The organism is Rhodanobacter sp. B04, from assembly GCF_002001125.1.
Classification (GTDB): Bacteria; Pseudomonadota; Gammaproteobacteria; order Xanthomonadales; family Rhodanobacteraceae; genus Rhodanobacter.
Genome location: NZ_MUNV01000009.1, coordinates 133,077 through 157,317 on the forward strand (window position 1 = coordinate 133,077; position 24,241 = coordinate 157,317).

Below are 24,241 nucleotides of genomic sequence, written 5' to 3' on the forward strand. Positions count from 1 at the left end.
GGCGCTGGATCCCAGCGTTCGCTGGGATGACGGTGCAGGTGAAGGCTCTCGCCAGCACCCGCCCCTCCCCCCTCACCTCGGCCCGCTCCTCCAAGGGGAGCGGAAGAAAGTCGGTGTTACGCCACGACCACGGGGATCTTGCCGATCCGCGCCTGCCATTCTTTCGGGCCCGTCTGGTGCACCGAGGTACCAGCGGAATCCACCGCCACGGTCACCGGCATGTCCTGCACGGTGAACTCGTAGATCGCCTCCATGCCGAGATCGGCAAAGCCGACCACACGCGAGGCCTTGATCGCCTTGGACACCAGATACGCCGCGCCGCCGACCGCCATCAGGTACACCGACTGATGCTTCTTGATCGCCTCGATCGCCGCCGGGCCACGCTCGGCCTTGCCGACCATGCCGAGCAGGCCGGTCTGCGCCAGTACCTGCTCGGTGAACTTGTCCATGCGCGTGGCGGTGGTCGGGCCGGCCGGGCCGACCACTTCGTCGCGCACCGCGTCGACCGGGCCCACGTAGTAAATGAAGCGGCCCTTGAAATCCACCGGCAAAGGCTCACCCTTGTTGAGCATCTCGACCATGCGCTTGTGCGCAGCGTCACGGCCGGTGAGCAGCTTGCCATTGAGCAGCAGCACTTCGCCCGGCTTCCAGCTCGCCACTTCCTCGCGCGTCACCGTATCGAGGTTCACCCGTCGGCCCTTGGAGCTGTCGTAGGTCAGCTTCGGCCAGTCTTCCAGCGACGGCGGATCGAGCATCACCGGGCCGGAGCCGTCCAGCGTGAAGTGCGCATGGCGCGTGGCCGCGCAATTCGGGATCAGCGCCACCGGCAGGTTCGCCGCGTGGGTCGGGTAATCCTTGATCTTGATGTCGAGCACGGTGGTGAGGCCACCCAGGCCCTGCGCCCCGATGCCGAGCGCATTGACCTTCTCGTACAGCTCGATGCGCAGCTCCTCGGCGCGATTGCTCGGGCCACGCGCGATCAGCTCCTGGATGTCGATCGGCTCCATCAGCGCCTCCTTCGCCAGCAGCATCGCCTTCTCGGCGGTGCCACCGATACCCAGGCCGAGCATGCCCGGCGGGCACCAGCCGGCGCCCATCGTGGGCACCGTCTTGAGTACCCAGTCGACGATGGAGTCGGACGGGTTGAGCATCACGAACTTCGATTTCGCCTCGGAGCCGCCGCCCTTCGCTGCCACGATCACGTCGAGCTTGTCGCCTGGCACGATAGCCACGTTGATGATCGCCGGCGTGTTGTCCCTAGTGTTGATGCGCCTGCCGGCCGGGTCGGCCAGGATGCTGGCGCGCAGCTTGTTGTCCGGATCGTTGTAGGCGCGGCGCACGCCCTCGTTGATCATCTCGTCCAGCGACAACGTGGCGTCCCACTGCACGTTCATGCCGACCTTGAGGAACACGGTGACGATGCCGGTGTCCTGGCAAAGCGGACGATGGCCCTCGGCCGCCATGCGCGAGTTGATCAGGATCTGCGCCATCGCGTCCCTGGCCGCAGCACTCTCTTCGCGCTCGTAGGCGGCGGCGAGACCCTTGATGTAGTCGACCGGGTGGTAGTAGCTGATGTACTGCAGAGCGTCGGCGACGGACTGGATCAGATCGTCTTGCTTGATGATGGTCATGGGGCGGCAGCTTCGGCTTCGTAAGGGGGACGCGCCAGGACAAACCTCAAGCGCGCAGACCGCCTATTGTGCCGCAGCCGGGAGCACCGACAAAGCAAAGGCCGCACAAGGCGGCCTTTGGCTGTTGCAACGGACAAATCTCAGAAGCGGTATTCGGCAAAACCGGAGATCATGCCAATGCTCTCGCCGGCCTTGACTCCGTACACCTTCGCGCGGGCATGGTAGGCGTCGTAGTTCACGCCGAGGCTGAAGTGCCTGGAAATGTCGTAACCCACGCCGGCGCCGATATAGCTGCCGTCACCGTGGAAGCTATCGGAGCCAAAACCACTGATGCTTGCGTCCATGTTCGAGCGGAACCAGCCGCCACGCGCCGACACGTACATCTTGTTGCTGAACTTGTACTTGAAGTTGGCGCCCGCCAGCGGTCCCTTGACCTTGGCGCTGAAGTTGACGGTCATGTTGTTGGCAGTCAACGGACCGCTCGCCTTGCCAAGATCGACATAGCCGGCTTCGACGCCGAAATCGATCGCGTTGTTCTGCCAGCTGTAACCGGCACGCACGGCCGTGCTGGTATCGGTATGGTTGGAGAACGTGTTGTCGTGATAGTTCGACTGGCCGAGGTTACCGTTGATGAAAAATGCACCCTGATCAGCGGCAAACGAGCTGGTCGAGGCGGCGGCCAGTGCAACGGCGACGGCAACCATCGAAATACGCTTATTCATTAGCTTCCCTGTTTTGAGATTCTTGCTTACTGCCCGCGGCACGATGCGCGCGGGGTGCGCATTCTGGTGAACATCGGGGCGTCTTGCAAGAATTGTTAAATTCTACGAAAAATTGATTTCCGGCGAGACGCCGGATGCGGCTCGCATGGCGGCATGCCTGAATCGATCGGCGCAACCGCCAGGAGGGTCGCGCCTCAAGCCTGCTCCCCATGGGCTTGCTGCCACTCCGGCAAGCCCGCATGCTGGCTACCACTACCTGCTGCGGCGATGCCATGCATGAATGACTCCCCCCGATCCGGCTACCAGCGCAGCCTGCGACCATGGGATGCCGCCTTGGTCGTGGTCGGCGGCGTCATCGGCGGCGGCATTTTCCTCAACCCCGGCATTGCCGCGCAGCGTACGGATTCGGGGCTGGCCCTGCTGCTGATGTGGGCCGGTGCCGGCGTACTCACCCTGATCGGCGCGTTGTGCTATGCCGAGCTCGGCGCACGGCGGCCGCATGCCGGCGGCAGCTATGTCTACCTGCGCGAAGCCTTCGGCCCACTGGCCGGCTTCCTGTTCGGCTGGACCATGCTGCTGGTGATCTATTCCGGTTCCACCGCCGCGGTGGCGACGATCTTCGCCAGCTATGCGTCGGCGGTGTTCGGCCTGCCACCAGCCATGGCGCTGCCGCTGAGCATCGGCGCACTGGTGTTCGTGAGCGGCATCAACCTGTTCGGCATCCGCCTCGGCGCGCAGGTCCAGAACCTGTTCGCCCTGCTCAAGCTGCTGGCGGTGGCGATGTTGGTGATGTGCGGCCTGTTTCTTGCCGGTGCCGGCCACGGCCAGGTGCTGGCCGTCGATCCGGCGCGCAGCGGCGTCGGCTTCATCGGCGCGGCGTTGCCGGTGCTGTTTGCGTATTCCGGCTTCACCTATCTCAACAACCTGGCCGGCGAAGTGCGCGATCCGCAACGCACGCTGCCGCGGGCCCTGTTGCTCGGCATGCTGCTGGTCATCGTTGCCTACGTGCTGGTCAACGTGGCGTATCTGGCCGTACTCGGCCATGCCGGCCTGGCCGCCAGTCACGCGCCGGCAGCGGACGTGATGCGGCAGGTATTCGGCCGGCTGGGCGCCAGGCTCATTGCCTTGGGCGTGGCGATTTCCACGCTGGGCTTCTGCAATATCACCCTGGTCGCGGGAGCGCGGGTATTGCAGGTGATGGGCGAGGACGGCCTGTTCTTCCGCTCGGTGGCACGGCTGCACCCGCGCTACCGGACGCCGAACACCGCGCTGCTGTTGCTGGCCGGCTGGGCCATCGTGCTGGCGCTGCTGGTCGACTATGGCCAACTGCTGGATTACGCCACCTTCGGCGACTGGCTGGCCTGTGCGGTCGGCGTCGCCACGCTGTTCTGGTATCGCCGCCGCGATGGCGCCGGCACGAGCTTCCGGGTACCCGGCTATCCGTGGCTGCCGCTGCTGTTCATCGGCAGCGTGGCCTGGGTGGTGGTGATGACGGCACGCGACAACCCGCGCAACGCCGGCATCGTTACACTGATCATGCTGGCCGGTGTGCCGGTGCATGTTGTCTGGCGCCGCCTGTTCAGCCGCGCAAGCTCCTAACCGGGTGGCGGCAATGCCACAATGGGCAGACAGATTTCGAAGGAGATGATGGATGGCGCTCGCGCAAGACCTGGTCACACCGGCCGCACCGGGAAACGGTATCGTGCCCGAGAAGGTGCGCGACGGCATTGATCTCGAGATCAACGGCGAGCACTACCGTCACACCGGCGATCCGCAGATGCCGCTGCTGTGGTACCTGCGTGACGTGCTGCGGCTGACCGGCACCAAGTACGCCCGCGAGACCGGCGCCGACCTGGTGCTGCTGAACGGCAAGGCGGTCTCCGCGATCGCCCAACCGATGGTCAAGCTGGCCGGCAAGTCGGTAATCACGGTGGAAGGCCTGGCCGCCAACGACGGCGGGCTGCACCCGGTGCAGCAGGCTTTCATCGATGAGGATGCGATCGGCTGCGGCTACTGCACGCCGGGCTGGCTGATCGCCGCGGTCGACCTGCTCAAGCGCAAGCCGCGTCCCACCGACGACGATCTGGACCAGTTGCCCAACCTGTGCCGTTGCGGTTGCCAGACCCGCGTGCGCCGCGCGATCAAGCGCGTCGCCGCCGGCAAGGTGGGCCCGGCATGAACGAGCGCATTACACACGATGGAATCCGGCTGTCGCGGCGCCGTTTCCTGCAGGTGCTGGCTGGCGGTGCGGGTGTGCTGATGGTCGGCATCCGCACTGCCCGTGCGGTCGATGCGCCGCTGCCACCGGCCCTGCTCGGCGACAATTTCTACGATCTCGGTGCGTATGTGCGCATCGATGGCGACGGCAATGTGCTGATCGGCGCACGCGATCCGGATACCGGTACCGGCGTGGCCACCTCGCTGCCGCGGATCATCGCCGACGAACTCGATGCCGACTGGACCCGCGTCAGCGTGGTGCCGCTCGGCCTCGGCGTGAGCGACAACAATGGCCAGCCACGCTGGGACTACGGACGCCAGATCGGCGGCACCGGCGGCTCGATCCCTGCCGCCTGGAACGACCTGCGCCAGATGGGCGCGCTGGCACGCTGGCTGCTGCTGCAGGCCGCGGCCCGCCAGTTGGGCGTGCAGGCCGACCGCCTGCGTTGCGACTCCGGCACCGTGATCGCGCCGGACGGCCGCCGCCTCGGCTACGGCAGCCTGGCCGAAAGCGCAGGCAAGATCGCCTTGCCGAACAATCCGCCGCCGCTCAAGGCACCCGATCGCTACCGCCTGATCGGCCAGCCAGCCGGCGATGTGGACGCACGCGGCATCGTCACCGGACAGACACCGTTCGCGATCGATCACTTTTATGGCGATGCGCTGGTGGCCGTTCTGGTGCACTGCCCGTGGCCGGACGGCACGCTGGCGAACCTCGACGCCACCGACGCGATGGCCGTCAAGGGCGTGCTGAAGGTGCTGCAACTGAAGCCCGAGCCCGGCCAGCCGCTGGGCCATACCGTGATCGCGCCCGCCGTGGCCGTGCTGGCCGAAGACACCTGGTCGGCGCTGCAGGGCCGGCAGAAACTCAAGCTCGAGTGGAAGCCGGGTGCCAGCGGCAGCGAGAGCAGCGCCGCCCTGGAACAGCAGGCCGACGCCCTGCTCAACGGCAAGACCGAGCCCACCTCGCGTGTGCGCAACGACGGCGACTTCGATGCCGCCGGCAGGAAAGCCGCGCGCCGCGTGCAGGCAACCTACTACCAGCCGTGGCTGGCCCATGCCACCGCCGAGCCGATGAACTGCCTGGTGCGGCTGGACAAGGATCACGCCAGCGTGGTCGTGCCGACCCAGGCGCCGCAGAAGGCCTGGGCCGTGGTGCAGCGCCTGACCGGCCTGGGCCCCGCGCAGATCGAGATCAAGGTGCCGCGCGTCGGCGGCGGTTACGGCCGCCGGCTCGATCACGACTATGTCGCCGAAGCGGTGATGCTGGCCAAGGCCGTCGACAAGCCCGTGCGCCTGCTGTGGACGCATGGGCAGGATCTCGAGCACGACTACTACGGCTGCGGCAGCGTGCACCAGCTCAGTGCCGTGATGGACCGCAAACGCCAGCTGACCGGCTGGAACCAGCGCATGGCCAGCGCCTCGGCACTGGCACGCCGCGGCGTGCCGGACAACCGCCTGTGGACATCAGAACTCGACGCCGACCAACTGCCTGCCGCCCTGGTGCCGAACTACCGCAGCGACTGGTACGCCCTCAACACGGCGATCCCGCGCGGCCCGATGCGCGGCATGCCGCATCTCGGCAACGCATTCGCCGTGCAAAGCTTCATCGACGAAATCGCGCAAAGCATGAAGGAGGACCCGCTCGACACCCAGCTGCGCCTGCTCGGCCCGTCGCGCCAGCTGCCGCTGAGCGCCGGTGGCGTGCTCGATACCGGCCGCCTGATCAAGGTGCTGAAACTGGTCGCCGACCGCATCGAGTGGAAGAACTGGCTGCACAGCGTGAACGGTCTCGGCATCGCCTGCTGGCATCTCAATGGCGCCTATGTGGCGCATGCGATCGAGGTCGCGATGCAGGGTGAGCGACTGATCATCCAGCGTGTCGTGTGTGCCGTCGATGTCGGACGGGTGATCAACCCGCAGGGCCTGGAAGGCCAGGTCGCCGGTGCCACGCTCGATGCGCTTTCCAACGCACTCAACCTGGCGATCACCTTCAAGGACGGCCAGATCCAGCAACACCATCCGAAGGACTACCCGCTGGCGACCATGGCCCAGCTGCCCGATGCGGTGGAAGTGATCGTCGTTCCCAACGACGACCTGCCACCCGCCGGCGCCAGCTTCCTCGCCATGCCTACCGCCGCGCCCGCCCTGGCCAACGCGGTATTCCGCGCCACCGCCGTGCGCGTGCGGCGACTGCCGCTGATGAAGGAATTGTTGCGCCTGCTGTGACTCGTAAATACCTGGGTCACGTAGGGATCAGAACGCCGCATGCGGCGGGCTGCTCTCCATGTGGAATATCTGCCAGGTCTGCCTGCCCCAGTCGGTGGCGATCTTCTTCGCCTTGATGTAGCAACCCTGCTTTCTGACCCAGCTGGAGGGATCGGTGCCTGCCTGCGCCTGCACCACCGCACCGATGCGGGCGGCACCGAAGTCCCACTTCAGCACCGCCTCGTCGTTCACCGCCTTGGCCAGCGGATCGCCGCGCTTCCAGCCGGACGGTTTCTCGTGCGCCTGGATCGATTGCACCACCACGCTTTCGAAATCGGCCTTCGGCACCCAGTTCAGCACGATGAAGGTGGTCTTCGGCGTCTTCATGCCAGCCAGCGGATCCTCGACGGGCTTGCCGGCGGCAATCCGGCTGGCGGCGAACACCGTGGTGAATTTCGCGCAGACACAACCGGCCTGGTTGCACGCGCCGCCGCCCGGATGCCTGTTGAAGAGATGCCCGCAGGTGCAGGCGTTGGCGACATTGCGGTTGTCCGCCGTCGTCTTCATCTTCTCGTCCATGAACTTGTGCTCGGCACGCTGCCAGTTCTCGCCGGCATCGCGGGTCTTGCCCGAGTTCAGCCACTCGAAGTAGGCCTCCTTCTCGGTGCGTTCGCGGTCCTTGGAGAAGGTCGCGAGATGCTTCTTCGAGAAGTTCTTGTCGAAGCGGATGGTATAGCGCTCGCCATCCCAGTCGCTGACGACCCATTCCTCGTTCGCGGTCGCCACCCTGCTCAACCGCTCGAGCCCGCTGGTGGACTCGATGTACTTCTCGTAAGAGAGAAGATCTGCTGCCGTCCACGTATCCAGATGCTCGGACATCGCTGCGCTCCCCGGGCCTGCTCCGGCCCACGCCTTGGCGATTTCGGAGCATCGCTCTTTCATGGGCCGCGTGCAACGCCGCAGCGGCCCAGTCGCTATTCCTCAATGAAACTGGTCGCTGGCCGGCACCCATGAGCTGGATGACGACGATGCTGGCCTGAAGCTCTTCGCGACAGGTACCACACTGTCTTCGCAGCCAGGCGGCAGCGGGCCACCGCTGACCCGGGCCGCCGCACATTGCGCGCTGTTGTCGAGCTTGATCGGCGTCGCCGTTGCAGCGGCGCGGGCTGTCGTTGCCGGCGCGGGCGCCGCCACCGGATTGGCCGGCGCCAGATGCATGCGGTCGTAGACCTTTGCGGCGACGGGTGCAGGCGGCGGGTCCGGGTTGTCGCAACCGAACAGGCTCATCGGCAGCAGCGGCATCACCTTGCATTCGACACGCACGCCGCGCGGCAGATGGAAGGTATGCGCCACCGTGGTCTTTTCCACCGCATGGCGCAATGCGGTATCGACCGAACTCTCGCCTTCCGGAGTCCAGTCGCCATCGAAGCGGGTCGGCTTGTAGCCGATGTTCGGGGTGCCGTGGCCCATGACCTGCGTGTCGCCATGCGGCTTCAATTGCACGTAGCCGTCGGGCGTGCCATGCACGGCTCCCTCGGCAGCACCGGGCTGGTTGCCACCGAGCTGGCCCGGGCCCTGCGCCTTGCCGCCGGCGCCCTCGGTTCCGCTCTGCCCGGGCTTCGCTGGAGAACCATTGGTTCGGCTCGTCTCGCTTTCCGTCGCAGCAGCGACCCCGTTGGGCTCGCCCGGCGTGGCGGTATCGCTGCCCAGCGGAATGGCATTGGGCGCGGTGCTGAGGTCACGCTCTGCATGGGCCTGGCTCGGATTCGCTGCAGCGGCTGGCTGTTCGCTCGCGGCAGGCGCGGGCGATTCGGCCGCCTGGTTTGCGGCCGACGGCGGCAGCGCAGGCGCAATGGCCGCAGCGACCTCCGGCGGCGCGGTCGGTTGCACCGGCTCGATGGAAGGCACGATGGCTGGCGTGAGCACCTTGTCGGCAACATCAACCTTGGCCGCCGGTGCCCGCACCGGTACTGGTGTGACTACTGCGGAAGTCAACGGCACCGCCTCAAGCTCGACCTCGGCCACATCGACGTGCGGTGCCTGCACGTGCAACTGCTCGCCCGGCGCGCTCGGACTGGGCGGGATCAGCTGGGCCTGCAAGTGCACCGTGGGCAACGGCTGCGCCGGCAATGGGGTCGGTTGCAACTCGGGTACCGGCGGCGCTGCAATCGCCTCCATCCTGGCTGGCACCACACTGGTCGGCACGCTCGCTTTCGGTACCGCGATGTCCAGCGCGATGTTTGCCACGGCGATCGGCGGCGATGCCGGTACCGGCGACTCCGGCGTCGCCAGTGAGGGTGGCGGCGGCAACGGACGGGTGCCTTCGAGTTGCGGCGGGCGCACCGGCTCGGGCTGGAATTTTGGAGGCGACGGCGGCTGCAGCGACGGCAAAGGCACCGGCGATGGCTCGATGGCCAAGGGAACCGGTTGCGGCTGCGGTGTCGGCGCCGGCTTGGGCAGGCTCACCGGTGCGGGAGGTGCCGCCACCGGCTTGGCTGTCTGGGCCATGGATTTTGTCGCTTGGGCGACTACTGGCGGCGCAGGGGCCGGGGCTGGCTGGGCGGTGACCACTGCTTCCAGGTTTGCGCTGCGCTCGCGGATCGACGCAGCGTGGCTGGCGCGTCCCTGATGCCGCGGCCCCAATTCTTTCGGCGGGGTGCCGAGCACGGGCGGTGGTGGCGGTGTTTCGGGCGTCTCGATCAGGCGCACCTGCACGAACGGCTCTTTCCCCTCCGGCGGCAGCTTGACCTCATAGGCCGGGCCGAGCACGAAGGCGAACAGGAACAGCAGGTGCACCAGCAGCGCGCCGACCATGGCGAGCACGCGCAGGCCGCGCTCGCGCGGGCGCTCACGGGTACGCCGGCGATACACCCCGGCACGGGCGGCGGCGGCCCGCGGCGAGCTCAGGATGGCCCGTGAGGGGTGGCTGGCGGGACGGCCGGCGGCAGATGGATCCGGGGGCGGCAAAGGCATGCGATCAGTGTAGCGGGCACTGCCACGATTCCACATGACGCTGGTGCGTGAATGCGTGACCGACGCCTGCAGCCCGGAAATCGTTGCCCACCGAAGCCACTGACGCAGCGACGCTACGCGGAAGCTTCAAGGACGACCGGCCGTACCTGCAGCGCGATCGCGCAGCTCGGCGTCGACCGCGCGATTCGGCGTATCGACCGGACAACCCGACGCCAGCGGCTTGCCGGCACGGTACATCGCGATGCAAGCCTCGACGCTGGGCGGCTTCGGTGCATGCGGATCAACCGCCAGCGACTGCGCCGGAGCCATGCTCAGACGCTCGTCGCCATCCTTGGCTGAAGGCGGTGGTGGCGGATCACCACCGCAGCCGCCGGACAGCAGGAATACCGCGCAATGGATGCGCACGCCGCCGGGCAGCTCGATGGTCTTCTTGACCGTGGTCTTGTCCACCAGCTTCTGCAGGGCATCGTCGACCGCGTTGCCATGGCCGCGCCAGTCGCGTTCGAGACGCGTCGCCTGGTATGTGACCGGACTGCTGTGCTGCATGATCCGCGTATCGCCCTGCGGCAGATTCTGCACATAGCCGGGCACCGGGGCACTGGTGGCAGGCGCCGGCAGCAACGGCTCGCCGTTCTTGTCGTAAAGCCGCGGCGTATCCGCCGGCTTCGTTGCGGGCAATTGCATGGTCATCGCATCCTTCGCCACCGGCTCGCGCGGCTTCGGCGGCGCGCGCGGAGCCGGTGGCGGCGGAAGTGGGGGCGGCGGCTGTACCGCCGCCGCCGGCGCGCGCGTGATGAAGCGCACTTCCAGCACCTGCTCCGGCTGCACGCGCGACGCCGATACCGGCGATGGGCGCATTTCGCCCCAGACCACCAGCATGAACAACACGTGCAGCAGCAGCGCCACGGCCAGCGCCAGCCGTTGCCAGCGCCGCTCCGGAGAGGGCTCGCGCCAGCGCAATTGCCGCAGCCGTGCCCTGGTCAGCCCATCCAGCGGCATCAGCCCACGACCCGGCTGACCCTCGTCCGGCAAGGGTTGGCTCTGCGGTTCGACCTGCAGCGGATGGGCGATGACGACACCTCAGGTGGCACGGATGGCTGCGCACAGGATGCGCAGTGGTGCTTGAACCCGGCAGGACTGGCGGGCACAAGCGTGTGCGGGAATTCACGCGTCCACCACAGACCACCACGGACGACACCGGTTCCCCGCACTGCAGCTTGACCATGCCAGGCATTCGCTCAAATCTACGCGGGCGGCGCCACGCGCCGCTCCGCCATGACCGCCCTCACGGACGACCATGACGGCCCGCCAGTTCAGTCGCCAACGCGCGGCTTCGTGCGGCGCCGTTGTCCATGCCGGCACGAACTGCGCCCAGTCATGGGAGGGTCGCATCGTGTCGTACACCACGGAAAGCATCCGCAACATCGCGCTCGCCGGTCACGCGGGCGTGGGCAAAACCACGCTGTTCGAAGCCTTGCTGCAGGCCGGCGGCGCGATCCAGACAACGGGTTCGGTGGAACGCGGCACCACCGTCTCGGATACCGACAGCCAGGAAAAGGCGCGCACCCATTCCATCGACAGCTGCGTGGCGACCATCGACCACGGCGGCTGTCACCTCAACCTGATCGATACCGCCGGCTACGCCGACTTCCGTGGCGGTACGCTGGCCGCATTGGCCGCAGTGGAAACCGTGGCGGTGATGGTGAACGCGATCAACGGCATCGAGCACGGCACCCGCCGCATGATGGCGCATGCCAAGGCGCGCGGACTGGCGCGCATGCTGGTGGTCAACAAGATCGATTTCGACGGCGCCAACCTGGCCGCGCTGGTCGATGCGCTGCGCGATGAATTCGGCAGCGAGTGCCTGCCGGTGAACCTGCCCGCCGGTCACGGCCGGCGCGTGCTCGATTGCTTCTTCCACAGCGAGGGCGACACCGATTTCTCTTCGCTGGCCGAGGCGCACCAGCGCATCCTCGACCAGGTCGTGGAGATCAACGAAAGCATGATGGGTGCCTACCTCGACGCCGGTGAAGACGCGCTGACGCCGCAACAGCTGCACGATGCCTTCGAGCAGTGCCTGCGCGAAGGCCACCTGGTACCGATCTGCTTCGTCAGCGCGCGCACCGGCGTGGGCGTCCATGAATGGCTGGAGGTCGCCGAGCGGTTGCTGCCGAATCCGGCCGAGGGCAACCCGCCACCGTTCGTGCGCGGCGACGGCAAGCCGCTGGAAATCCGCGCCGAAGCGGCGCGGCATGTGATCGCCGACGTGTTCAAGATCGTCAACGATCCGTTCGTCGGCAAGCTGGGGGTGTTCCGCGTCTGGCAGGGCACGATCCGCCGCGACAGCCAGCTGCTGATCGACGACGGCCGCAAGCCGTTCAAGGTCGGCCACCTGTTCCGCGTGCAGGGCAAGACCCACGTGGAGATCGAGACGGCGATCCCCGGCGACATCGCGGCGGTGGCGAAGATCGAGGACATCCACTTCGACGCCGTGCTGCACGACTCACACGATGAGGACCTGATCACGCTGGCGCCGCTGGCCTTTCCGGCGCCGATGTTCGGCCTCGCACTGGAACCGAAGCACAAGGGCCAGGAACAGAAACTCTCCAACGCACTGGCGCGGCTGGCCGAAGAGGACCCGTGCTTTCGCGTCGAGCACCACAAGGAGCTCAACGAGACGGTGGTGCGCGGCCTCTCCGACCTGCACCTGAAGGTGATGCTTGAACGCATGCGCGAGCGCTACGGCGTCGAGGTGGTGACTCACCCGCCGCGCATCGCCTATCGCGAAACCATCGCCGCCCACGCCGAAGGCCACCACCGGCACAAGAAGCAGACCGGTGGCGCCGGTCAGTTCGGCGAGGTGTTCCTGCGCGTCGAACCGCTCGAGCGTGGCGCCGGTTTCGAATTCGTCGATGCCGTGAAAGGCGGCGTGATTCCCGGCCAGTTCCTGCCCGCGATCGAGAAAGGCGTGCGCCAGGCGATGGAGCACGGCGCGATCGCCGGCTATCCGCTGCAGGATCTGCGCGTGACGGTGTACGACGGCAAGTACCATCCGGTCGATTCGAAGGAGGTCGCCTTCGTCAGCGCCGGCAAGAAGGCCTTCCTCGACGCCATCGGCAAGGCGCGTCCGGTCGTGCTGGAACCGATCGTGAATGTCGAGGTGGCGATTCCCGAGCACAACGTCGGTGACGTCACCGGCGGTCTCGCCGGCAAGCGCGCGCGCATCATGGGCACCGATACCCAGCGTGGCGGCGAACTGGTGATCAAGGCACAGGCACCGCTGGCCGAGCTGATCGACTATCCCACCGAGCTGAAGTCGATGACCGGTGGCCGCGGCCGCTACAGCCTAGACCTCAGCCATTACGAGACCGTGCCGGCCACCGTGCAGAAGCAGCTCAGCGAGGCGTGGAAGCCGCATGCGGAGGAGGACTGAGATGCCACGATCGAAGCTTTCAGCTGGATACCCTGCGGCCAGCTTCATGTTCGCTTCCGGCCGCAGCCGCCTGTGCAGCATGATCGCCTGCGTCGTGCTGCTTGGCGCATGCGGCATGCATGCCGACGCCGCCCCGGATCAGCATGCCGACACCGCCAGCATCACCCTGCAACGCAGCAGTTGTTTCGGCAACTGCCCTGCTTACCGCGTGACCATGACACCGCAGGGTGAGGTCGGCTTCGAAGGCCATGTCCAAACGCGGACCCGCAACGCCCGCGGGCATGCCACATCAGCGCAGATCGCGCAGATTCACGCCGCGCTCGAACAGGCCGGCTTTCGCTCCATGCATGACAGCTACGTCTCGCAAGAAGATGGGTGCGAGACGGTGATGAGCGACCAGCCCGGCGTGAAAATCACGATCGTCGACGCCAGCGGCAGCAAGACCGTGGATTTCTACAACGGGTGCACGGGCGCCGTTGCCGATGCGGTGCGGCCAAGAATCGAGCGGCTGGCCCGCACCATCGACCAGCAGCTGGGCACCGCCCGCTGGATCGGCACCTTGGCTGCACCCGGCGACAGGAAAGCAGCCGATCACTGAGACGGCTGCGCCGTCATGTTGGTCACGCGCCATGTCCATGGCGCGATGATCGCCACTTGCCACCTACCAGTGCATGCTTTGCGCATCGCGCCGGGAGAACACGATGAGTCGAGCCTTCACCAGGGAATCCGATGACGGCGATGCGAAGGCGTTGCCGGATATTCCGCTGAGCGAGCACCCGAACTACGTCACGCCGCGCGGGCTGGCTCAATTGCGTGCGCGGCTGCAGGCAGCGACCGCACGCCATGATGCGCTGAAGGCCTCCAACGACACACTGGTACAGCAGAACGAGCTGGCGCCGCTGGAGCGCGAACTGCGCTGGCTCAACGCGCGCGTGAACAGCGCGATCGAGGTGGACCTGCTGTCGCAACCGCAGAACCGCGTCGCCTTCGGTGCGATCGTCACCCTGGACAGCGTCGAAGGCGAACAGCATTACTGCATCGTCGGCGAGGACGAGGCCGATGCCGAACAGCACCGGGTCAGCTACCTGTCGCCGCTGGCCCAGGCCCTGCTCGGCGCGCAGATCGGCGACGAAGTGAACTGGAAGCGCCCCGCCGGCGACCTGCTGATCGAGGTGGTCGCGATCGACTATGACGGCGAGACACTACCGTGACCGTCGTGCTGGCGACGCGCTACAGCCGACCGCCCCGCTTCAGGCTCAGATAGCGTTCGATCAACACACCGGACAGCTCGTTGCAGCTGACATCGAGCGTGTTCACGCCCTCGCGGCGCAAACCCTCATGCACACGTTCACGCTCGGCCAGATAGTGCATCGCTGCGGCGCTGCGGATGCCGGTTTCCAGGCTGTCGCCCGCTTCGACCGCGACCCGGTCCAGCGCCAGCTCGCGCAGGCTGACCAGCATCACCAGATGCCGCTGCGCCAGCATTGCCACCGCCGTACGCAGTTCCGCATCGTCCTCGTCGCGCACATTGGTGACCAGCACGATCAGCGCGCGACGCTGCTGATGCGCCCGCAGCGCGCTGGCTGCCGCGAGGTAATCGGTCGCCAGCGGCATCGCCTGCAGGTCGTAGCCGGCAGCCAGCAGCATGTCCATGCCGCCACTGCCCTGTTGTGGCGGCAGCCAGCGCTGTTGCTGGCCGGTGCAGGCCAGCAGGCCGACCGCGTCGCCCTGGCGCAGCGCGATGCTGGCCAGGGCCAGCGAGGCATTGAGCACGTGATCGAAATGCGCCAGATGATCGTCCTGCGCCAGCATGCGCCGGCCGCAGTCGAGCATCAGCACCACCTGCTGGTTGCGCTCGTCGCGATACTCGCGCGAGATCAGCCGGCTGCTGCGCGCGGTGGCCTTCCAATCGATCTTGCGCAGGCTGTCGCCGACGCGATAGTCACGCAGTTCCTGGAACTCGGTGCCGTCGCCGCGCCGGCGCTGCAACCGCGCGCCGACACTGCGCGAGGCCAGCTCCACGCTGAGTCCGGCCAGCTCGGCCAGTGAGGCGAAGTTCGGATACACCTTCACGGTCGAAGTGATGCCAATCACGCGGCGTGCCGCCCAGCAACGCCACGGCGAACGCAATTGCAGGTGGCAGCCGTCGAAGTTGAACTGGCCGCGGGCATCCGGCGTCACCATGTAGTCGAGCAGCACTTCGTTGCCCGGTTGCAGCGACAGTGCGCGCGGCATCCCGCGCACCGCCCAGCCGCCCGGATGCAGGTCGTGCAGGCGCAGCTCCTGCGTTCGCGCGATGACCGCACGCAGGCGCAGGCCGATGCGTGCTTCCTGACCCAGCGGCATCACCGAGGCCACTTCGCGCTGCAACCCGGGCGAAGGCATGCGCCACAGGCGCAAGCCATCGGCCAGCGCCAGCAGTGCGACCAGCAGGCCATATGCCAGCCACGCCGACAACGGCAACCAGGCCACGCTCGCAAACATGCCGAGCGCGGCCCAGCCAGCCAGCAGCCATAACAAGAGCGGTGCCGGTCGCATCATTGGCGAGGTGCAGGCACCTTGTGCAGCAACGCGCCAAGCACGTCGTCCGCGCGCTGCCGTTCGATCAGCGCCTCCGGTGCCAGCAGCAGACGGTGCCGCAGCGCCGGCAACGCGACCGCGCGCACGTCGTCGGGTATCACGAAGTCGCGGTCGTCGAGCACTGCCTGCGCACGCGCCAGCCGCGCCAGGGCCAGCCCACCGCGCGGGCCGGCGCCACCGATCACGCCCGGCCATTCGCGGGTGGCACGCACGATGCGCACGGCATAGTCGGTCACCGCCGCGTCCATGCGGATCGCGGCGACACCTTGCTGCAACGCCAGCAGCTCCGCCTGCCCCATCACCGGTTGCACCCGCGAGACATCGAGATCGGCGGCTACCTTGCCGTTGACCACGCCGGCGACCATGCGGCACTCGTCCTCCAGCGTGGGGTAACCGATCACCACCTTGATCAGGAAGCGATCGAGTTGGGCCTCGGGCAATGGATAGGTACCCTCCTGCTCGATCGGATTCTGCGTGGCGACCACCATGAACGGTGCCGGCAACGGAAAGCGGCGACCCTCGATGGTCACCTGGCCTTCCTGCATCGACTCGAGCAGCGCCGCCTGTGTCTTGGCCGGCGCGCGATTGATCTCGTCGGCCAGCAGCAGGTTGGCGAACACCGGGCCGCGACGGATCTGGAAGCGCTCGCTCTTGGGGTCGTAGATCGCATGGCCGGTGACGTCAGCCGGCATCAGGTCCGGGGTGAATTGCACGCGGCCGAAGGTGCAGCCGACCGAGGCGGCCAGCGCGCGCACCAGCAACGTCTTGCCCAACCCGGGCACGCCTTCGATCAGCACGTGTCCGGCCGCCAGCAAGGCCAGCAAGACCTGGTCGAACACCTCGGTCTGGCCGATGAAGGCCTGCGCGACCTGCTCGCGCAGGGCACGCGCACGGGCGCCGAGTTCGGCAAGCGACAACGATGCCGGCGGCATGACCGCCTCGGCAGCAAGGGTTTCGGTAATCATGGGCGGCTCCTGAGTCGCGCCAGGGTGATGATGGATGCGCGAAACGCCTGGGCGTTCGCGGATGACTGGAAGGCGTGCGCAACCTGCTCGGGCGCCAGCTGGCTGCGTTGCGCGAGGCGCGCATACAGCGCATCGCCGTGCAGCATGGCGCTGGCCGGGTCGCGCCGCCGCCAACGTGAGAGCACGGCCTGGCAGGCCAGGTTGTGCAGGCTGCGGCCGCTGTCGCGACGGTAGACGAACTCGCCGGCCGCCTGCACATGTTCGAGCAGGGCGCGCCGATGCATCGCCGGGGCCGGCATCAGCGGCCCGAACCGCTCGCTGCGCATGGCCATCCAGGCGACCAGCAGCAGGCTCAATGCCAGCAGTGCCGGCCAGCCCTTGAGCAGCAACAGTTTCAGGAACGACATGCCATCCAGCGCATACACCAGATAGATCCGCCCAAGACCGAAGTTCGGCGCCAGCAGGCGCCAGTCGAATTGCTGCGCCCCGGCGTTGCGCAACTGGTTGCCGGAGAGCAGGTCCAGATTGCTCAGCAGGCTGACCACTCCCGCCCCGAGTCGTGCCCGGGCAAACAGATAGCCATCCTGCGCATCGCCGATCGATGCTTCGACGACAGCGGTGCCCAACCGATTCAGGCGGAAACGGCGCCCGCACAACTGCACGTCGTCGGCCGACGTGCCGGCAGCGGAACCCATCGGGTGGATCGTGCTGCAGGCAAATTCCGCCGCACGCGGATCGAGCAGGTTCAGTGCTTCGAACAGCGGTGTGTGCGTGGCCACGGTCGATCCTGGCGACAGCAGCAAGTGACCGCCTCCACGCACCCACTCGGCGATGCGCGCGGCATCGTCGACATCGACGCGGCTGCTGTCATCGCCCAGCACCAGGGTGTCGCCCGACCGCAACGGCAACCGCTGCGGATCGAGCGTGGTCAGCGCGGTGACCGGGGCATCCAGCCGGCGCAAGGTCTGTTCGAGCGCGAAGAACCGGTTGTAGCTCGCCTCGCCATGCGCGGCGACCGGCTGGGTGACCTCCTTGCGCTCGAACGTGGCGAAGAAGGCGCCCACCAGCACCAGCATCACACCTGCCGCCAGCAGGCCTGTATAGAGTGTGCCGCGGCTCATGCCGGCGCTCCCGCCTGTGCCGGCCAGCCGGCCAGCAGGCTCTCGACGGCGGCATCGTCGGGATAGCGCCCGGCATAGGCGGCGAACTGCCAGGTGCGCACGATGGTGACGACGCGCTGGGCGCGCGCCCGGTCGGCCATCGCCGCGGCCTGGCGCAGCCAGTCCGCCTCGGTCATGTCCAGCGACGATGGCAGCTGCAGCAGTCGCGTGGCCTGTTCCACGCAGCCGCGATAAAGCAAGGCAAGTGCTTCGCGCTGCTGATGTGCATGCCACATGACACGAACGGCGGCAGCCAGATCCGCCGGCAGCGGCGCATCCGCCACCACCTGCGTGCGCAAGCCCCGCAACCGCGACACCGCAGCCGCATCGACGCCGGCACGCGTACCCCGCCAGCGCCAGACGAATCGCAGCAAGGCAGCGACCGCCACCGCCAGCAACAGCCACAGCGCCAGTTTCAGGATCATCGCCACGCCACCGGCAAACCCCGGGAACAAGGGTTGCATCGGCGTTGCCGCTGCTTGCGGCGCAGGCGTGTACTTGAACACCCATTCGCGCGTCTTGCGCTCACCGCCGAAACGCGGATCGCGGTATGCCTCCGCTGCCGCATCCGCGAAGCGCCGGTCGGCAGCGCCCACCGGTTGCCGGAATACCTGTTCCAGCGAAGTCGGCGACGCCGCTTGCAGGGCCTGCGGACTGATTGCCGCGTGGACCGGCAACGACCAGCAACCGGCGCAAACCAGCAACACAGCCAGCGCCTTGCCATTCGCCAGCAAGCGCTGGCGCAGCCGACGGAACGCCAGGTCGATGTCCCATGCCTCCAGTTGCGTGCGCCGGTTGAGATACAGCGCGAATCCGCAGGCCACATACAAAGGCTCGATCACGCTCATCGCCAGATAGGCCACCAACGAACTGAGCAGCATCCACGCCGTCGAGGCCGCATGCACGTCGACACGGAAAAAATCGCGCAGCGAATCCGGCAGCCACTCATGCGGCACCAGCATCCAGGTCAGCAGCCACACGCTGAGAAACAGCACCAGCTCGAACTGCAGGCAAGCGTAGGTGAGCAGGCTGGCATCCGTCACGATGCGCCGGCGCAGCACGCTCCAGCGTGCCGAGCGCTGCCGGCGCGGCAGGCCTTCGAGCAGCTCCAGCGGCAGCCGCAGCGAACGGTTGCTGTCGATCCGCAGCCAGCTGAGCGCCGCCCACGTGCTGCCCCACGGCCACTGGCGCTGCCCGCGCAGCGTAGCGCGCCAGCCCGGTGCGCGATCGAACACCGCGCGCGCCAGCACGTACAGCGGCAACCGGTCGAACAACGGCTTGAGCCACCACATCAGCAACAGGCCCAGCCAAGGCAACCCGACGACCACGCCGAGCGTATTGCACAGCACGAATGCCGGCAGGGTGAACGCGAACCAGGCCGACCACACCGCACGCGCATTCGCGCGCAGCATCGCCGCGCCCAGATCCAGCGCCTCGCGCGGCGCACGCGGACGCAGCACCACACTGATCCGCTCAAGCTCCATCGCCACGCCCCCTGCCGCCGCGCCACAACCAGCCCAGCACCAGCAGCCACAGCAGCGCCCCACTGCCGAACTTCAGCACGTCGGGCAACGCTGCGATCGACGACCAGTACGCCTCGATGAAGGCCGCCATCAGCAACATCGCGAAGGCGCCCAGGGCCAGCTGTGCGCCAACCCAGCCGGCCGCGACCAGGGCCGGCCCGCGTCGCTGCCGGCCCGGCATCAGCAAGGTCAACCCCAGCTGCAGGCCGGCACCGCCGGCGATCACCAGGGCGCTCAGCTCGAATGCCGAATGCCCCACCACGAAGCGCCAGAACGGACCGCCATAACCGATCGCCGTGAGATGGCCGGCCACGCCGCCGATCAACACGCCGTTCGCAGCCAGCACGTAGACCGCGCCGACGCCGAAGAACAACCCCGAGGCGAAAGTGCGAAAGGCGATGCTGACGTTGTTCATCACATAGAAACCGAACATCTGCAGGTCGGTGCCGCTGCTGCGGCCGATGTGCGCATTGCTCGGGTCGTACATCTTCTCGAACTGCGCCAGCTGCATGCTGCTGAACACCGTGTGCGCCAGCTCGGGGTGCAGCTGCAGCAGCAGCAGGGTCACCAGCGCCGGCAGATAGAACAGCCCGGCCGCTGCCGCCATGCAGCGCCACTGCGAGCGCACAAGGCGCGGAAAGCCGGCCAGCAGGAACACCGCCACCCGATGCCAGCGCGGTGCCGGCGGCCGGTACAGCACGCGATGCCCCTGCTGCACCAGCCGCTGCAGGCGATCGGTGACCTCGCGGCTGTAACCGCGACCACGCGCCAGCGCCAGCTGATGGCACAGGCGCCGATAGGACTGCGGAAAATCCAGCGCCTGCTCCTGCCGCAGCGTGCGCTTCGGCTGCCGTTCGAGCGCGTTCAGCCAGAACTGCAGGCTGTCCCACTCGCTACCGTACATGGCGACGAAACGCTCCTGCTTCATGCGCGTCCCAGCAGCCAGTTGGCATGCGCGATCAATTGCGCCACCGCTCCGCTGTCGCGGCGCCCGGTCAACGGCATCAGCAGGTTGGCCAGTTCCTCCTGCCGCTGCAGCGTGAGCTGGCCGGAGCGCTCTGCAAATTCCACCAGGGCCGCCTGCTCGTCCGCGGCCAGCACCACCGGCGGCGCTATCGCCGCGACTTTCGGCACCTGCGTGCCCGCAGGCAGCTCGGCGGCATGGACCACCATCGTGCCGGCCACGATGTCGCCGAGCCGGCGCGCATGCGGATCAATCAGGGTACAGGCCAGACCGACGCCGTACACGCCCGGCAAGGCATCCACCACGCGCAGCAGATTGCGCACCACCGAGGGCATCCACGTCACCGGCGTGCCGTCGGCATTGACCACGCGCAGGCCGAGCGCACGCTTGCCCAGCGTCTGCCCGCCCAGCCAGACCTCGCACACCACCGAGTAAGCCCACATCAGGGCAAACAGCAGCAACATGGCCAGCCCGTTGCCACCCACGCCGAGCAACGAGAAAGGAATCATCGCCAGCACGAACACGCCCAGGCGCACCAGCAGGTCGAGCATCCACGCCTGCGCACGCGGCACCGCGCCGGCCGCCCGCAGGCGCAGGCTGATCCCTTCGGGAGTCTCGATCTCGCGTACCGTGTCCAGCATCAAACGTCGATGACGAGGGTGTCGGCGATCGGGTCGTGCAGACATCGTCGCTCGCCACCGAAGGTCGGCGCGGCATACGGAATCGCTTCCATGGCAAAGCTTCCCCTGTACTGTCCGTTTGCCCTACCCCACGTCGGGCAACCGGCCCGAGTATAGAAGCGATTTTCGCCGTCTGACTACCGCTTAGGCTTGAGCAGGGTGCCGGTGCATTTCGGCGAACCGCACAGGCACTTCCACAGCTTCTTCAGACGCGCGGTGTACGGCACGTCGAGCACGATGCCGTAGTCGTAGGTGAGTTCCTCGCCCGGCTTGATCGCACGGATCGTCTCGATCACCACCTTGTCCCTGCGCGGATCGCCGCTGGCACTTTCCTCCACCAGTGCGCGGCAGTTCGGCGCGCAGCTGTGGTTGATCCAGCGCGCGCTGTTGCCACGCTCATTGGCGTCGATGATGTAGTCGTCGTTGAGCGTGAACAGGAAGGTGTGACCCGTCTCGCCGCCATCGCCGTACAACTCGTCGGCCTCGGCATGGGTCCGCAGCTTGCCCTTGTACTCGATGATCTCCTCGCCCTTGGCGATCGGAGCGGTGGCGAATACACCGTTGCCGTGGATGGGTGAGCGGCGGGCAACAAAACGTCGTGACATGCGGTCGAACCCTGCGGGTAAAGGAGATGATCATGCCCGTTTGCGGATGACCATGAAACTGGCCGGCTGCGGCATGCCCATCGGACGACCTGGCACCGTGTGCTGGCGTACTCACCCCCAAACGCGGTTAGAATCGACATTCAAACGATCGTTTGGAGTATCCGCAATGCGTCTGTTGCGCTGGATTGTCCCTGTCCTGCTGCTTGCCCTGGGCCTGAGCGCCTGCGGGCCGGCGAAGAAGAGCGTCTACCCGCCCACGGTGAGCATCCAGCAGCTGGTCGTGTTGCCGAGTGGCCAATGGCAACTCACCTTGCGTATCCAGAACAACAGCTACGGCGAGATGGACTTCAAGTCGCTCGACGGCCAGTTGCAGATCGCCGAGCTGGTGCCGATCCGCCTGCACGAGAATTTCAGGCTGGACATCCCGGCCCTTGCCGGCGACGTGGTCCAGCTTGAAGTGCTGCCCACGGCACCGATGAGCCAGGCACTGCAGGCCATCGCCGGCAAGGGCAGCGCCGGCTCGCTGGCCTATCGCGTCAGCGGCAGCGCCAGCGCCAAGCCCGAACAGGAAAAGCAGCCGCGCGATTTCGACTTCAACGGCAACGACTGGCTTTCGCCCGTACCGGGCATCCCCAACACCTATCGCTGACCTGCAGCGCCCCGCCCCCGCTCGCCACCACGCCACGACACCAAGGAATCACCATGACCATCTACAAGGCCCCGCTCGACGACCTGCGCTTCGCCCTGTTCGACGTGCTTGGCGCCGAATCGACCCTGACCTCGCTGCAGGGCGGCGAGGCGCATAGCCGCGACCTGCTCGATGCGGTGCTGGAGGAAGCCGGCCGCCTCAGCGAGCAGTTGCTGGCGCCGACCAACGGCCCCGCCGACGAGGAGGGCTGCCACTTCGACAAGGCCACCCAGACGGTGACCACGCCGAAGGGCTTCAAGGAAGCGTTCAAGCAGTTCGCCGAGGGCGGCTGGACCGGCCTGACCAACCCCGAGAAATACGGCGGCCAGGCGCTGCCCGGCGTGCTCGGCATCGCCACCACCGAGATCTTCCAGTCCGGCAACCTGGCGTGGAGCCTGTATCCGCTGCTTTCCGAAGGCGCCACCCATGCGCTGGAAATGCATGGCGAAGAATGGCAGCGCGAGCGTTTCATGAAGCCGATCGTCGAAGGCCGCTGGACCGGCACGATGTGCCTGACTGAGCCGCAGGCCGGCTCCGACCTCGGCCTGCTGAAGACCCGCGCCGAGCCCGGCGAAGGCAATACGTACAAGATCACCGGCACCAAGATCTTCATCAGCGCCGGCGAGCACGACCTCACCGAGAACATCGTGCACCTGGTGCTGGCCCGACTGCCCGACGCGCCGGAAGGCAGCCGCGGCATCTCGATGTTCATCGTGCCGAAGTTCAAGGTCAACGAAGACGGCTCGCTCGGCGCGCGCAACACGGTCGCCGCCGGCGCGATCGAACACAAGATGGGCATCCACGCCTGCTCCACCTGCGTGATCAACCTGGACGGCGCCGAGGGTTACCTGATCGGCAAGCCGCACAAGGGGCTGATGGCGATGTTCACCATGATGAATGCCGCGCGACTGTCGGTCGGCGTGCAAGGCCTGGCGCTGGCCGAACGCGCGTTGCAGAACAGCCTCAACTACGCGCGCGAGCGGCTGCAGTCGCGCTCGCTGTCGGGTCCGAAATTCCCCGACAAGCCGGCCGACAACCTGCTGGTGCAGCCCGACGTGCGCCGCATGCTGCTGACCCAGCGCGCCTTCGTCGAAGGTTCGCGCGCGCTGCTGCTGTACACGGCGCTGCAGACCGACATCGAATCACGCAGCGGCGACGAGGCGGCACGCAAGGCGGCCGGCGAGCTGGTCGCGTTCCTGATCCCCATCGCCAAGGGCGTGGTCACCGAACTGGCGCAGGAGTGCACCAAGGAGGCGCTGCAGATCTACGGCGGCCATGGCTACATCGCCGAGAACGGCATGGAGCAGTTCGTCCGCGACGCCCGCATCATCACCTTGTACGAGGGCACCACCGGCATCCAGGCGGCCGACCTGCTGGGCCGCAAGATTCTCCAGCTGCAAGGTGTCGGCGCCAGGCATTTCCTCGAGGAGATCAGCGCGTTCTGTCAGAAGCACAGTGCCGACGAGGCGTTGCGCGCACTGATCGGGCCGCTCGCCATCGCCACCAAGCAGTGGAGCGACCTCACCATGAAACTGGCCCAGCGCGTGCAGGCCAATCCGGAGGAACTCGGCGCTGCCGCCACCGACTACCTGTACTACTCCGGTTACGTCACCCTCGCCTACCTGTGGGCACGCAGCGTGGCCGCTGCCGAAGCCAGCAGCCAGCCCACCGCGTTCAAGCAGGCCAAGCGCGACACCGCGACGTTCTATTTCGCCCGCATCCTGCCGCGCACCCTGGTGCACAAGGCGGCGATCGATGCCGGCGTCGAGACCTTGCCCGCCATTGCCTGAGTCATGCTGCGCAGCCAGTAGCGAAAAGCCCGGGCCAGCCCGGGCTTTTTCGTCCCCCCCACCTCCAGGAAAAACGGCACGACCGCCGGGGTCAGCCCGAGG

20 protein-coding genes are annotated in these 24,241 nt (G+C 67.1%); 8 read left to right on the forward strand and 12 right to left on the reverse strand.

Annotated features, from left to right (window positions below; all coding sequences use genetic code 11):
• Positions 1-116 precede the first annotated feature (116 nt).
• Both B0E46_RS08325 and B0E46_RS08330 read right to left on the reverse strand, forming a co-directional pair.
• On the reverse strand, positions 117-1,631 hold the full coding sequence (locus B0E46_RS08325; protein WP_077555322.1) for a fumarate hydratase: 1,515 nt from the start codon (positions 1,629-1,631) through the stop codon (positions 117-119).
• Positions 1,632-1,771: 140 nt separating this feature from the next.
• Positions 1,772-2,353 carry an outer membrane beta-barrel protein gene (locus tag B0E46_RS08330; RefSeq protein ID WP_077555323.1) on the reverse strand — a complete coding sequence of 194 codons (582 nt, stop codon included), beginning with the start codon at positions 2,351-2,353 and terminating at the stop codon, positions 1,772-1,774.
• Between the two features lie 276 nt (positions 2,354-2,629).
• Between B0E46_RS08330 and B0E46_RS08335 the strand changes: the two genes are divergently transcribed.
• From B0E46_RS08335 to B0E46_RS08345, 3 genes are read left to right on the forward strand one after another with little or no spacing between them, the layout of a single operon-like run.
• Positions 2,630-3,952 carry an amino acid permease gene (locus B0E46_RS08335; protein WP_077555324.1) on the forward strand — a complete coding sequence of 441 codons (1,323 nt, stop codon included), beginning with the start codon at positions 2,630-2,632 and terminating at the stop codon, positions 3,950-3,952.
• Between the two features lie 52 nt (positions 3,953-4,004).
• Positions 4,005-4,532: a (2Fe-2S)-binding protein gene (locus B0E46_RS08340; protein WP_077555325.1), complete on the forward strand. Its 528-nt coding sequence runs from the start codon at positions 4,005-4,007 to the stop codon at positions 4,530-4,532.
• The gene (locus B0E46_RS08345; protein ID WP_254425092.1) at positions 4,529-6,799 is read left to right on the forward strand and encodes a molybdopterin cofactor-binding domain-containing protein; all 2,271 of its coding nucleotides are present in this window, start codon (positions 4,529-4,531) and stop codon (positions 6,797-6,799) included. The genes B0E46_RS08340 and B0E46_RS08345 overlap by 4 nt, the downstream gene beginning before the upstream one ends.
• Before the next feature lie 27 nt (positions 6,800-6,826).
• On the opposite strand, the gene B0E46_RS08350 is transcribed toward B0E46_RS08345, so the two are convergent.
• The 3 genes from B0E46_RS08350 to B0E46_RS08360 form a co-directional block, all read right to left on the reverse strand.
• Positions 6,827-7,657: a hypothetical protein gene (locus B0E46_RS08350; RefSeq protein WP_139350473.1), complete on the reverse strand. Its 831-nt coding sequence runs from the start codon at positions 7,655-7,657 to the stop codon at positions 6,827-6,829.
• 102 nt (positions 7,658-7,759) lie between these two features.
• On the reverse strand, positions 7,760-9,751 hold the full coding sequence (locus B0E46_RS08355) for a hypothetical protein (RefSeq protein ID WP_254425093.1): 1,992 nt from the start codon (positions 9,749-9,751) through the stop codon (positions 7,760-7,762).
• Positions 9,752-9,877: 126 nt separating this feature from the next.
• Positions 9,878-10,783 (reverse strand): hypothetical protein, encoded by a 906-nt coding sequence (locus B0E46_RS08360; protein WP_254425094.1) that lies wholly within the window; start codon positions 10,781-10,783, stop codon positions 9,878-9,880.
• A 361-nt stretch (positions 10,784-11,144) separates the two neighbouring features.
• Between B0E46_RS08360 and fusA the strand changes: the two genes are divergently transcribed.
• From fusA to B0E46_RS08375, 3 genes are all read left to right on the forward strand, one after another.
• Positions 11,145-13,184 carry an elongation factor G gene (gene fusA, locus B0E46_RS08365; protein ID WP_077555498.1) on the forward strand — a complete coding sequence of 680 codons (2,040 nt, stop codon included), beginning with the start codon at positions 11,145-11,147 and terminating at the stop codon, positions 13,182-13,184.
• A gap of 46 nt (positions 13,185-13,230) precedes the next feature.
• A complete protein-coding gene (locus tag B0E46_RS08370; protein WP_077555328.1) occupies positions 13,231-13,782 on the forward strand; it encodes a DUF6438 domain-containing protein in 552 nt (183 codons plus the stop codon).
• A 103-nt stretch (positions 13,783-13,885) separates the two neighbouring features.
• Positions 13,886-14,395 carry a GreA/GreB family elongation factor gene (locus B0E46_RS08375; RefSeq protein WP_077555329.1) on the forward strand — a complete coding sequence of 170 codons (510 nt, stop codon included), beginning with the start codon at positions 13,886-13,888 and terminating at the stop codon, positions 14,393-14,395.
• A 19-nt stretch (positions 14,396-14,414) separates the two neighbouring features.
• Here the strand turns inward: B0E46_RS08375 and B0E46_RS08380 are convergent, their stop codons facing one another.
• From B0E46_RS08380 to B0E46_RS08410, 7 genes are all read right to left on the reverse strand, one after another.
• Positions 14,415-15,722: a DUF58 domain-containing protein gene (locus B0E46_RS08380; RefSeq protein ID WP_077555499.1), complete on the reverse strand. Its 1,308-nt coding sequence runs from the start codon at positions 15,720-15,722 to the stop codon at positions 14,415-14,417.
• The gene (locus B0E46_RS08385) at positions 15,722-16,729 is read right to left on the reverse strand and encodes a MoxR family ATPase (RefSeq protein ID WP_077555330.1); all 1,008 of its coding nucleotides are present in this window, start codon (positions 16,727-16,729) and stop codon (positions 15,722-15,724) included. Before B0E46_RS08385 ends, B0E46_RS08380 begins: the two co-directional genes overlap by 1 nt.
• Complete coding sequence (locus B0E46_RS08390) at positions 16,726-17,850, reverse strand: DUF4350 domain-containing protein (protein WP_077555331.1); 1,125 nt, start codon at positions 17,848-17,850, stop codon at positions 16,726-16,728. The genes B0E46_RS08385 and B0E46_RS08390 overlap by 4 nt, the downstream gene beginning before the upstream one ends.
• Positions 17,847-19,373 carry a DUF4129 domain-containing protein gene (locus B0E46_RS08395; RefSeq protein WP_077555332.1) on the reverse strand — a complete coding sequence of 509 codons (1,527 nt, stop codon included), beginning with the start codon at positions 19,371-19,373 and terminating at the stop codon, positions 17,847-17,849. The genes B0E46_RS08390 and B0E46_RS08395 overlap by 4 nt, the downstream gene beginning before the upstream one ends.
• Complete coding sequence (locus tag B0E46_RS08400) at positions 19,363-20,340, reverse strand: stage II sporulation protein M (RefSeq protein ID WP_077555333.1); 978 nt, start codon at positions 20,338-20,340, stop codon at positions 19,363-19,365. Before B0E46_RS08400 ends, B0E46_RS08395 begins: the two co-directional genes overlap by 11 nt.
• Positions 20,337-21,017, reverse strand: a complete 681-nt coding sequence (locus tag B0E46_RS08405) for an RDD family protein (protein ID WP_077555334.1) — start codon at positions 21,015-21,017, stop codon at positions 20,337-20,339. Before B0E46_RS08405 ends, B0E46_RS08400 begins: the two co-directional genes overlap by 4 nt.
• Before the next feature lie 176 nt (positions 21,018-21,193).
• Positions 21,194-21,661, reverse strand: a complete 468-nt coding sequence (locus tag B0E46_RS08410) for an SET domain-containing protein-lysine N-methyltransferase (RefSeq protein ID WP_077555335.1) — start codon at positions 21,659-21,661, stop codon at positions 21,194-21,196.
• A gap of 166 nt (positions 21,662-21,827) precedes the next feature.
• Here B0E46_RS08410 and B0E46_RS08415 point away from each other — a divergent pair, with 166 nt between their 5' ends.
• Both B0E46_RS08415 and B0E46_RS08420 read left to right on the forward strand, forming a co-directional pair.
• Positions 21,828-22,310 (forward strand): hypothetical protein, encoded by a 483-nt coding sequence (locus B0E46_RS08415; RefSeq protein ID WP_077555336.1) that lies wholly within the window; start codon positions 21,828-21,830, stop codon positions 22,308-22,310.
• Between the two features lie 53 nt (positions 22,311-22,363).
• The gene (locus B0E46_RS08420; protein WP_077555337.1) at positions 22,364-24,139 is read left to right on the forward strand and encodes an acyl-CoA dehydrogenase C-terminal domain-containing protein; all 1,776 of its coding nucleotides are present in this window, start codon (positions 22,364-22,366) and stop codon (positions 24,137-24,139) included.
• The last annotated feature ends 102 nt before the right edge of the window (positions 24,140-24,241 follow it).

Coding starts and splice junctions, on each gene's coding strand:
- B0E46_RS08325 (WP_077555322.1), bottom strand. CDS start 1,631: ATGACCATCATCAAGCAAGACGATCTGATCCAGTCCGTCGCCGACGCT.
- B0E46_RS08330 (WP_077555323.1), bottom strand. CDS start 2,353: ATGAATAAGCGTATTTCGATGGTTGCCGTCGCCGTTGCACTGGCCGCC.
- B0E46_RS08335 (WP_077555324.1), top strand. CDS start 2,630: ATGAATGACTCCCCCCGATCCGGCTACCAGCGCAGCCTGCGACCATGG.
- B0E46_RS08340 (WP_077555325.1), top strand. CDS start 4,005: ATGGCGCTCGCGCAAGACCTGGTCACACCGGCCGCACCGGGAAACGGT.
- B0E46_RS08345 (WP_254425092.1), top strand. CDS start 4,529: ATGAACGAGCGCATTACACACGATGGAATCCGGCTGTCGCGGCGCCGT.
- B0E46_RS08350 (WP_139350473.1), bottom strand. CDS start 7,657: ATGTCCGAGCATCTGGATACGTGGACGGCAGCAGATCTTCTCTCTTAC.
- B0E46_RS08355 (WP_254425093.1), bottom strand. CDS start 9,751: ATGCCTTTGCCGCCCCCGGATCCATCTGCCGCCGGCCGTCCCGCCAGC.
- B0E46_RS08370 (WP_077555328.1), top strand. CDS start 13,231: ATGTTCGCTTCCGGCCGCAGCCGCCTGTGCAGCATGATCGCCTGCGTC.
- B0E46_RS08375 (WP_077555329.1), top strand. CDS start 13,886: ATGAGTCGAGCCTTCACCAGGGAATCCGATGACGGCGATGCGAAGGCG.
- B0E46_RS08380 (WP_077555499.1), bottom strand. CDS start 15,722: ATGCGACCGGCACCGCTCTTGTTATGGCTGCTGGCTGGCTGGGCCGCG.
- B0E46_RS08385 (WP_077555330.1), bottom strand. CDS start 16,729: ATGATTACCGAAACCCTTGCTGCCGAGGCGGTCATGCCGCCGGCATCG.
- B0E46_RS08390 (WP_077555331.1), bottom strand. CDS start 17,850: ATGAGCCGCGGCACACTCTATACAGGCCTGCTGGCGGCAGGTGTGATG.
- B0E46_RS08395 (WP_077555332.1), bottom strand. CDS start 19,373: ATGGAGCTTGAGCGGATCAGTGTGGTGCTGCGTCCGCGTGCGCCGCGC.
- B0E46_RS08400 (WP_077555333.1), bottom strand. CDS start 20,340: ATGAAGCAGGAGCGTTTCGTCGCCATGTACGGTAGCGAGTGGGACAGC.
- B0E46_RS08405 (WP_077555334.1), bottom strand. CDS start 21,017: ATGCTGGACACGGTACGCGAGATCGAGACTCCCGAAGGGATCAGCCTG.
- B0E46_RS08410 (WP_077555335.1), bottom strand. CDS start 21,661: ATGTCACGACGTTTTGTTGCCCGCCGCTCACCCATCCACGGCAACGGT.
- B0E46_RS08415 (WP_077555336.1), top strand. CDS start 21,828: ATGCGTCTGTTGCGCTGGATTGTCCCTGTCCTGCTGCTTGCCCTGGGC.
- B0E46_RS08420 (WP_077555337.1), top strand. CDS start 22,364: ATGACCATCTACAAGGCCCCGCTCGACGACCTGCGCTTCGCCCTGTTC.